Source organism: Streptomyces sp. NPDC047886 (genome assembly GCF_043204435.1).
Classification (GTDB): Bacteria; Actinomycetota; Actinomycetes; order Streptomycetales; family Streptomycetaceae; genus Streptomyces.
This window is the reverse complement of sequence record NZ_JBIDCF010000005.1, coordinates 559406-566996: the sequence shown is the minus strand read 5'-3', so window position 1 is coordinate 566996 and position 7591 is coordinate 559406. Positions and strand designations below refer to the sequence as shown.

Here is a 7591-nt window from a genome sequence, read left to right as displayed (position 1 = left end):
GTTCCGGAGCCTAGGTTCCGGGAGGGGAAGGGGGCGGCACCCACCGTGGCGGCACTCCCCGTGGGGGGGGGGGCCCGCGCGGGGGGGGCCCCCCCCCCCCCCCCCCCCCCCCCGCGGGGGGGGGGGGGGGGGGGGCCCCCCCCCCCCCCCCCCCCCCCCCCCCCGCCGCGCCCGTTCACACGAAAGCCCATCGACCATGCGCAGAGCCCATTCCGCGACCATCGCCGCCACCCTCACCGCCGTCCTCGCCGGGCCGGCCGTGTGGCTGGGCGCCGCGACCGGCGCCGCCGCTCACGGCGACACCCTCTCCGTGGACATCACGGGGCACGCCTTCGGCAAGGTGCGGACCACCATCACCTGGGAGAACGACGACGACCCCGTCGACGGGCGGGTCGCCGCCACCGTCAACGCGGTCAACGGCGACGGCACCGTGGCCCTCGGCCCCTGGAAGCTGGTCCGCGACCCGGGCACCGCCGCCGACTGGACGACCGCCGAGGCGCTCCCGCCCGGCCGCTGGACCGTCGTCGTGGCCACCGGGTACCCGGCGCTCGGCCGCGCGGAGGAGGAGATCACCGTCTCGCCCGGGACACCGGCCTCGTCCCCGCCCGGCACGCCACCGGACCCCGCCCGTGGCCCGTCGCGTACGCCCGCGACGCCCCCGGACCCCGGCCCCGCCACCCCGCCCGCCGCCTCCCCGGCCGGGGGAGCCCCGTCCTCCGCGCCGCCCCCGTCCGCCGCCGCGTCCCCGGCCGCCGGGACGGACGGGACGGACACCGACGGGAGCCGGGGCGAAGGTCCCGGCACGCTCGTCCTCGTGGGCGGCGGCGTCCTGCTGGTCGGCGCCGCCGCCGTCGGCGCGGCCGTGTTCGGGGTCGTACGACGCCGCAGGAGGTGACTCAGCCCGGTACGACGCCCACGGCCACGACGTTGCCCTCGCTGATGTAGCCGTGCCGGTCGCGCAGCGGATGGTCCGGGGCGTCCGGGTCGAGGAACGGCTCCCACGCCTCATCCGGGCCCAGCCCCAGGTCCACGGCCTGCCGGGCGACGCGTGCGCACGCGAGCCCGTAGAAGCGGCCCGCGGCGGGCTCCAGCGGGGCGTGGTGCTCGATCAGCACGGTCCGCTGGCGCACCTCGGCGAGCCCCGCCGCGTCCAGCCACCGGTACAGGTCGCGGGCGCGCAGCAGCTGACGCGCGTACCCGGGCGATGCCCCGGCGGCCCGGAAGAAGTCGGTGAACAGGAACGGATCCCCCGGCCGTACGGTGATCAGGGACGCGTCCAGGTCCTTGACGGCGACCAGGCCGCCCGGGCGCACCACCCGGCGCAACTCCCGAAGGGCGCGGCCCAGTTCGTCGTCGCTCAGGTACTGGGTGACATTGGCGCACCAGACGGTGTCGAAGGCCCCGTCCTCGTACGGCAGGTCGAGGAGGTCGCCCTGCCGCACCCGGACCGGTGTCCCGGCGGGGCCCGCCCGCATCCGCCGGGCGGCCAGCGCCGCGTTCTCCTCGGCCAGGTCGACGGCCGACACCCGCCCCGCCGGGCCGACGAGCTCGGCCAGCCACGGCAGGAAGGCGCCGCTGCCGCAGCCCGCGTCGAGCACTCGGCTGCCGGGGCGGATGCCGACGCCCTCCAGGGCGGCCCGGTAGGCGGGCGCGCACGCCGCGAAATGGGCGTCCACGATCTCCTCGTGTGTGAAGCCGAGCCCCGTCGACGTGGTGTGGCCCCACGCGGCGTGATCGTCGGTCAGCATGCCGCCTCCTCCAGCAGATCCGTCAGGATGCCGGTGACCTCGCCGGGGCACTCCAGCGGCTGGAGGTGTCCCGCGTCCGGGACGACGACCAGCTTCCCCCGGGGCAGCGCGTCGGCCGTCGCGCCCGCCTCCGCCACCGGGACGAGCCCGTCCTCACCGCCCGCGACGACGACCGCCGGCACGTCCGCCGCCCGCAGCACGTCCAGGGAGTCCGGGCGGTCGGCGATGGCGCGCTGGGCCCAGGCCACCGCCGCCGGGTCGGCGGCCGCCGCGTCCGCCATGACCCGGGCGACGACCTCGGGCCGCCGCGCCCGGGTGGTCGCGCCGACGAGCAGCGGCGTCGTGGCGGCGACGATCCCGTCGCGCCGGGCGCCGTCGAGCATCGCGTCGGCGAACGCGCGCCGGCCCGCCGCCGCCTCGGCGCCGTCCGCCGTGCCGCGTGCCGCCAGCAGCGCGAGCGCCGCGACGCGCTCGGGCCGGCGGCGCAGGAACGCCATGGCCGCGTAGCCCCCCATGGAACTGCCCACCAGGACCACCCGGTCCATGCCCCGCTCGTCCAGGGCGCGGACCAGGTCGTCCGCCACCACCTCCAGCGACGGCGGCGGTGCCGGATCGCCGAGCGGCGCGGCTCCGAAGCCGCGCTGGTCGAGGGCCACGACCCGGTGCCCACGGGCGCGCAGGGACCGGGCCTGGGCGTCCCACATGGCCGAGCCGAACGGCAGGGCGTGCAACAGGACGACGGGGAGGGGCGCCTCGGTCATCGTGCGGTGCTCCGTTCGGGCTCGGTGGTACCGGTCGTACCGGTCGCACTGTGGGTGCCGGCCGCCGTGTCGCCGACGGCGGCGATGACGGCGGTGACGGCGGTGACGGCGGTGACGGCGGTGACGTCCGCGATGAACCGCCGGACGTGCGCGGGACGTTCCGCGTGGCGCGACCAGGCCAGCGACACCGGTGCGGGCGGCAGGTCGCGCACGGGGACGACGGCGATCCCCGGCAGTCCGGCAGCCGCCAGCGACCGGAACGACAGGTGCGCGGCCTCCGTCCGCCGCAGCACGTCCGCCATCTCCTCGGTGGTGGTCATGGGGTGGACGCGGCGCAGCGGACGCCCCCCGGGTGTCAGGGGCGGCACGACCCGGTCCCAGACGTACGCGGGAAAGTCGCCTGGACGGTCGAACACGTCGTACGCGGCGACCTCCTCGACCGACACCTCGTCACGGCGGGCCAGCGGATGCCCGGCGGCGACGATCACGGCCCGGCCGTCGTGCGCGACCGGTGCGCTGAAGGCGATGTCCGGTTCCCTGAGCGGGTACTTGACGATCATGACGTCGGTCAGCCCGGCGCGCAGCTCGTCGAACGGCCGCCGCACGTCGTACGGGACGAACTCCACCTGCCCCGGGTCGCGGCGGACCGACGCCAGCAGGTCGGTGGCGAGCTGGTACGAGCCGTGCACGCCGAAGCGCAGGACGGGTTCGGGCATGCTCATGTCTCCTCGGTGAGTCCGGCGTACGCCTGCAGTTCACGCGGATGGTGGACGTCTCCGTCGACGCGCAGCGCCGCGAACGGGCCCGGCAGGCCCGACAACCGGGGCACGGCGCGCAGCGTGAGCCGGTCGCCCGGGGCGATCAGCCCGTCGAGGACCGCCTCGGCCAGCAGATGGTGCAGATGGACGAGGGTCGCGGCGACGGTGACGCGGTGTGTGGCGACGTACAGATCCCGGTGGACGGGAGCCCGCCGCCGCCCGCCTTCCGGTACGCCGCCTTCCGGTACGTCGACCGTCGTCGGTGCCCAGGACGGCAGCGCGTGCCCGCCCTCGAACGGCTTGAGGAGGCGGCGTGGCCCGGCCGTCGCCGCCTCCGGCAGCGGTCCCGCCCAGCCGACCGAGCCGTCGGCGGCGACGTGGTCGAACGCGAAGCGCCGCGCCAGGTTGTCCGGGCGCCCCGCCAGGTGGAGGGTCCGGGTGAACGAGCGGCGCCACGGGTCCCGGCGGGCCTCGGGCACGGACAGCGCGAACGCGCACACCTCGCGGACCCACGACGGGAGGGCGAAGCGCCGCACCACGCACACCACGACCGCCTCCTCCGCGCCGTCGTCCGGCACGCGGTCCGCGAGCGTGTCCCTGACCGCCCGGAGCGCCGCCGGGGTCGACAGGTCGACGCGCGCCGACAGGTCGGGGCGGAACCGGCGCACCCGCTCCGCCGCGGAGTCCAGCAGCATCCGGCGTGAGAGGACGGGGCGCGTCATACGTACACCGTGGAGAGGAGGGCCGGGTCGGGCGCGGGGCGCCGCTTGCCGAGCAGGGAGGAGGTCAGCCGGTAGGGGTCCACGTAGAGGTGGTCCTTGCGGTGCCGCGCGACGACCCCGGCGGGAGTGCCGTCCCGGGCGTCGGCGCTCGCGAGCAGGCGCTCGGCCCGCCTGAGGCACTGGTGCAGCAGGTCGTGCCGGAAGGACTGCCGCTGCCCCGGGCCCAGCGTCGCGATGAAGTACAGCCGCATGCCCAGGCGCAGCACCGGGGGAGCGTAACCGTCACCCGCTGACCGCAGCAGGGCCCCCACGGTGTGGCCGTGCCAGCCGCCGTGCCGGGCGGAGGTGATCCGGCCCTCGATGGGCACCCGGCCGATCGGCACCCGGCGGACGGCCGGACCGGCCGCCGACACGACCCGTTCCAGCAACTGGTAGTCGGGGTCGAGCTCCCGGTCGTACAACATCACCACCTCGTCGTAGTCCGGTGCCAGCGGCAGCAGTTCGCGCAGCGCGCAGGCCAGGTAGTTGGGCCGCCCCGACGGCGAGACGATCCGGCGCAGCGGCAGCCCGTACCGCGTGGCGTCGAGGTAGACGGGGCCGCCGACGTCCCGCTGGTCCAGGCCGAGGCCCGACGACACCAGCCGGTCGATCATCTCGTCCAGGCCGAGGCCCGGCGGCTGGTAGGCGCGCAGCCCCGGGTCGTGCATCCCGAGCCGCTCGTAGTGGCCCGCCCACAGGGCCAGGACGCGTGCCCCCGCCGGGTGGACCCAGCCCTGTTCGGCGGCCTCCGCGTACGGCCGCAGGGCGTCGGCGGCGGGCCGTGGACCGTCCTCGGCCCGGTAGCGGACGTACAGCTCGCCGATGTCCTCCTCGGACAGGGACGTGTAGTCGGCGTCGCCGTTGACCCGGTCGAGGAACTCCCAGAACCCGAGGGTCTGTTCGGTGGGATGGTACGTCGTATGGCTGTAGCGGTACGTGACGTCGGCCAGGTGCGCGGTCGCCCGGTACATCACGTCCGTCCACAGCAGCCCCTTGAGGTGACTGGGCGTCAGCGGCTTGGACGGGGTCACGGTGACCGGCGCGAGCAGCACCCTCTGCCGGGCGGGCGCGGTGGTCGCGCCGGGGGAGGGGGGAGCGTCATGCGGGAGCTGCGGCACGGTCAGTCCTCCTCCCCGGCCGCCACGAGCGCACGCAGCAGCTCCGCCCGTGACGGTGCCACCGGTGTCCCCGGCACCGGCGACGGCCCCGGGGCGGGCGCGGTGCGCACCCGCTCACGGAAGGGCTCGTCGTCGAACACCTCGGCAGGCGTGTCCAGGCCCATCAGCATCCGGTGCACCGCGCGCCACACCATCCCGTCCGTGGCGAGCGCGGCCGCCACGGCGGCGTGGGACGGCCGTCCGGCCGGCACCGGCGCCGACGCCCCCGGCCTGGGAGGCACTCCGGGCGCGGCCGGGACGTCGGGCGCGGGAGGCACTCCGGGCGCGGCCGGGACGTCGGGCGCGAAAGGCACTTCGGGTGCGGGGGCCATCGGGAGGTCCGCACGCGCGTGCCACAGCACGGCCCGCGCCCCGCTGTCGTGGACGGCCTGCTCGTACCAGGGCCGCAGCAGCGTGTCGGCGACCCCGACGGCCTCCTCGCCCGCCGCAGCGCCCCCGCCGGGCCGCGCGTCGATCAGCTCGGCAAGCCGGAACGCGTGCGCCAGCCCGAGGGACATGCCGCGCCCGTACATCGGGTCGGTGACGCACGCCGCGTCGCCGACCGGGTACAGCCCGCCGACCGGCCGCTGCCGTGCGGTGACCGTGCCCCGCAGGACGTTGGGGGGCACCGTCATCGCCCGCACCGGGGCCACCGGTTCGGCGACGGCCTCGTCCAGCCACGCCGCCACGAACGGCGACACCCGGCCCGCGGCCGTGAACGCCCCGCCGCCGCGCAGCACCGTCGTCGCGGAGTCCCGTGGCAGCACGCCGACGGAGAGCGTGAACAGCCCGTTGTCGGCGGGGTGCACCACGGCCGCGTAGTGGTCCCAGATGCCGCCCGCCGCATGCCCCCGGTTGAGCGGCCCGGGGACGGCGCCCGGGTCCCGCAGCCGGTGGAAACGGCTGAAGACCCGCAGCGGGTTCGGGGCGGACAGGTCCGCCGCGACCGGGACTCCCGCCCCGGTGAGCCAGGACCGGTGGGCCGCCCCCCGGCCCGAGGCGTCCACGACCGTCCCGGCGGCCAGCTGCTCGCCGCCGTCCGCGACGACACCGGTGACCCGGCGGCCGGCCGCGTCGAGCAGCAGGCCCCGCACGGCGGTGCCGTAGCGGATCCGGACAGTGGGCAGCGCCTCGACGGCTCGCAGCAGGACGAGTTCCAGCGCCGTGCGGCGCATGGCCAGCGCGACGAGCTCCTCGTCCCGGACGGCGTCCGGGGAGCGCCGCAGGGACGGAGGCGCGGCGTCCGGGATCCGCAGCAGCCGGGCGCCCTGCTCCAGCGCGGCCTCCAGCACCCGCGGCGCGCGCTCCCCGAGGACCTTCACCCCGAGGGAGGTGAGGACGTGCGCCTGGACGCCCTGCGGGACCAGCGGGCGCCGCCACAGGGTGGCGGCCTTCGCGGGCGGGCCCTGCGGCGGCGGCGCGGAACGCTCCAGGACGGTGACCCGGTGGCCGCGCTCACCGAGCACCAGCGCCACGGCCAGACCCGACAGGCTGCCCCCGGCGACGACGACGGCCGCCCGCACGGTCAGCGCCCGCCTTCCGTGCGCCGCCCTTCAACGAAGAAGACGCGCCGCACATCCCTCACCTCGCGCGGCGGGACCGCGTCGGGCCAGCGCCCGAAGTCCGCCCCCGGCTCACCGGGCTGCACGGCCCGGACGTCGAAGCCGTGCCGGGCGAACAGCTCCTCGGGCTCGTCGCTGCCGAAGAGCCAGGGGCAGCCCCAGTCGGCGAACACGTCGAGGAGCCCCCGCATCTCCGGCAGGGTGAGCGCCGCGGAGTTGACGATGTCGGCCGCGATCCGGCTGCCGGGCGAGCACAGGGCGGCGACCCGGTCGAGCATCCGGTGCGTGTCCGCTTCGGGTATGTAGTAGAGCAGCCCTTCCAGCAGCCAGGTCGACGGCAGGGACGGGTCGAAGCCGGCCGTGACGAGCTCGGCCTCCCAGTCGTCGGCGGTCAGGTCGACGGCGACCGTACGGTGGCGCACACGCGGCCGGGCACCCGCGAGCCGGTCCGCCTTGAACGCCAGCACGGCGGGGCGGTCCACCTCGAAGTACCGCAGGTGCGCGGGCCACGACAGCCGGTACGCGCGGGAGTCCATGCCCGCGGGGGCCAGCACGATCTGGGGCATCCCCGCGTCGCGGGCGGCCTCCTGGAGGAGGTCGTCGAAGAACCGGGTGCGGATCGCGTTGTAGTCGGGCGTGCTGGGCAGGGTGCGCGGCCGGTCCGGCGGGAACGTCGCGGCACGCACCTCGGCGAGCAGCGCCGGGCCCACGTCGCCGACCAGCCTGGCCGCGTACGGGTCCTCGTACAGCCGGTCGTCACGCATCGTCTCGGCGGACCGCAGCGCGGCCGTGAGCAGCGCGGTGCGCTCGACGGGGTTGAGCAGGTCGGTCATGGTGGTCCTTC

Annotated in this window: 8 protein-coding genes; 1 reads left to right on the top strand and 7 read right to left on the bottom strand. The window is 76.8% G+C overall.

Annotation, left to right across the window (positions count from 1 at the left end; all coding sequences use genetic code 11):
* Positions 1–196: 196 nt before the first annotated feature.
* The gene (locus ACGF5U_RS20420; RefSeq protein ID WP_392713534.1) at positions 197–895 is read left to right on the top strand and encodes a hypothetical protein; all 699 of its coding nucleotides are present in this window, start codon (positions 197–199) and stop codon (positions 893–895) included.
* A 1-nt stretch (position 896) separates the two neighbouring features.
* Here ACGF5U_RS20420 and ACGF5U_RS20415 read toward each other — a convergent pair whose 3' ends face one another.
* From ACGF5U_RS20415 to ACGF5U_RS20385, 7 genes are read right to left on the bottom strand one after another with little or no spacing between them, the layout of a single operon-like run.
* The gene (locus ACGF5U_RS20415; RefSeq protein WP_392713536.1) at positions 897–1748 is read right to left on the bottom strand and encodes a class I SAM-dependent methyltransferase; all 852 of its coding nucleotides are present in this window, start codon (positions 1746–1748) and stop codon (positions 897–899) included.
* Complete coding sequence (locus tag ACGF5U_RS20410; RefSeq protein ID WP_392713538.1) at positions 1742–2509, bottom strand: alpha/beta fold hydrolase; 768 nt, start codon at positions 2507–2509, stop codon at positions 1742–1744. The genes ACGF5U_RS20415 and ACGF5U_RS20410 overlap by 7 nt, the downstream gene beginning before the upstream one ends.
* The gene (locus ACGF5U_RS20405) at positions 2506–3225 is read right to left on the bottom strand and encodes a LysR substrate-binding domain-containing protein (RefSeq protein ID WP_392713539.1); all 720 of its coding nucleotides are present in this window, start codon (positions 3223–3225) and stop codon (positions 2506–2508) included. The genes ACGF5U_RS20410 and ACGF5U_RS20405 overlap by 4 nt, the downstream gene beginning before the upstream one ends.
* A gap of 2 nt (positions 3226–3227) precedes the next feature.
* The gene (locus ACGF5U_RS20400) at positions 3228–3989 is read right to left on the bottom strand and encodes a DUF6182 family protein (RefSeq protein WP_392713540.1); all 762 of its coding nucleotides are present in this window, start codon (positions 3987–3989) and stop codon (positions 3228–3230) included.
* Entirely contained in the window at positions 3986–5146 is a 1161-nt protein-coding gene (locus tag ACGF5U_RS20395) for a hypothetical protein (RefSeq protein ID WP_392713541.1), read from the bottom strand. Before ACGF5U_RS20395 ends, ACGF5U_RS20400 begins: the two co-directional genes overlap by 4 nt.
* A 2-nt stretch (positions 5147–5148) precedes the next feature.
* Positions 5149–6708, bottom strand: a complete 1560-nt coding sequence (locus ACGF5U_RS20390; protein ID WP_392713543.1) for an FAD-dependent oxidoreductase — start codon at positions 6706–6708, stop codon at positions 5149–5151.
* A 2-nt stretch (positions 6709–6710) separates the two neighbouring features.
* Complete coding sequence (locus ACGF5U_RS20385; RefSeq protein WP_392713544.1) at positions 6711–7580, bottom strand: SAM-dependent methyltransferase; 870 nt, start codon at positions 7578–7580, stop codon at positions 6711–6713.
* Positions 7581–7591: the final 11 nt, after the last annotated feature.

Excerpts from the sequence above, each read along its gene's own strand:
- ACGF5U_RS20420 (WP_392713534.1), top strand. The coding sequence starts at position 197 with ATGCGCAGAGCCCATTCCGCGACCATCGCCGCCACCCTCACCGCCGTC.
- ACGF5U_RS20410 (WP_392713538.1), bottom strand. The coding sequence starts at position 2,509 with ATGACCGAGGCGCCCCTCCCCGTCGTCCTGTTGCACGCCCTGCCGTTC.
- ACGF5U_RS20385 (WP_392713544.1), bottom strand. The coding sequence starts at position 7,580 with ATGACCGACCTGCTCAACCCCGTCGAGCGCACCGCGCTGCTCACGGCC.
- ACGF5U_RS20400 (WP_392713540.1), bottom strand. The coding sequence starts at position 3,989 with ATGACGCGCCCCGTCCTCTCACGCCGGATGCTGCTGGACTCCGCGGCG.
- ACGF5U_RS20405 (WP_392713539.1), bottom strand. The coding sequence starts at position 3,225 with ATGCCCGAACCCGTCCTGCGCTTCGGCGTGCACGGCTCGTACCAGCTC.
- ACGF5U_RS20415 (WP_392713536.1), bottom strand. The coding sequence starts at position 1,748 with ATGCTGACCGACGATCACGCCGCGTGGGGCCACACCACGTCGACGGGG.